The sequence below is a fragment of the Mesorhizobium sp. M7A.F.Ca.ET.027.02.1.1 genome (genome assembly GCF_004022985.1).
Classification (GTDB): domain Bacteria; phylum Pseudomonadota; class Alphaproteobacteria; order Rhizobiales; family Rhizobiaceae; genus Mesorhizobium.
Genome location: NZ_RZOL01000845.1, coordinates 1 through 848, shown reverse-complemented (window position 1 = coordinate 848; position 848 = coordinate 1). Strand labels below are relative to the sequence as shown.

Here is an 848-nt window from a genome sequence, read left to right as displayed (position 1 = left end):
GAAATGATGCGGCGTGACGCTACCGAGCCGGTGCAGCTCGGCCAGCTTCCACACATACGGATAGTCGACCATGAAATCAGATCGAGGCGAGGCCTTGGACGGTTCAGCCTCGGTCACGATGCCGCCGCCCACGTGCCGATCGGCCCTCTCGATGATTTGGCGCACCCTCGTTATCGACAAGCCATGTTCCTGCGCCAGGTCGGCAAAGCGCTTGCCTTTCAGAAAGCCTTCGACCAGGGCGACGTTCCGATCGACGGTCGGGCTAAATCCCCAACAGGCACGCAGTTTTTCCAGCATCATCACGTTCATTCATCCGGCTGTTCGCGCCCCCCGCAAACCCTAACCGGCCAAATCGGCGCTTGGAAGACCCACCAGACTCACGTCGTGGCCCGCTGCGTAAGATGCGGGCGATCGCCATGATCGTTGTCGATCGCCGACCTCGCGAATGTCGGCTTCGATCCTACCCTCCTTACCTTACGCTGGGGATAACACTCCTGTTCACTTTTTGTTCTTTTCCAAAAGCGACCGGTAATATATAGTCTGGGACTACATCAGCCCTCAGCGAGTCACCGCGAATGACAGTCCAGCCCAGGGTTCTCAATGAACCGACAATCAGCTGCCCAAGCTGCAAGGCCGACATCAAGCTGAACGAATCGCTCGCGGCTCCCCTGATTGCCGCCACCCGCGAGGATTATGAGCGGCGTCTGGCGCAGAGCAACGCATCGATCGCGGCGCGAGAGGAAGAGCTTCAACGCAAGCAAGCCGCAATTGATGCCGCCCAGGCCGACATCGACAGCCAGGTGGCCGCAAAAATCAAGCTTGAGCGAGCGGCTATCACGGCCGAGGAG

Annotated in this window: 2 pseudogenes; one reads left to right on the top strand and one right to left on the bottom strand. The window is 59.3% G+C overall.

Going from position 1 to position 848, the window contains the following annotated elements:
- Positions 1 to 309 (bottom strand): annotated as a pseudogene (locus EN749_RS36560) (hypothetical protein); the annotation flags it as partial.
- 266 nt (positions 310 to 575) lie between these two features.
- Between EN749_RS36560 and EN749_RS36555 the strand changes: the two are divergent.
- A pseudogene (locus EN749_RS36555) lies at positions 576 to 848 on the top strand (DUF2130 domain-containing protein); the annotation flags it as partial.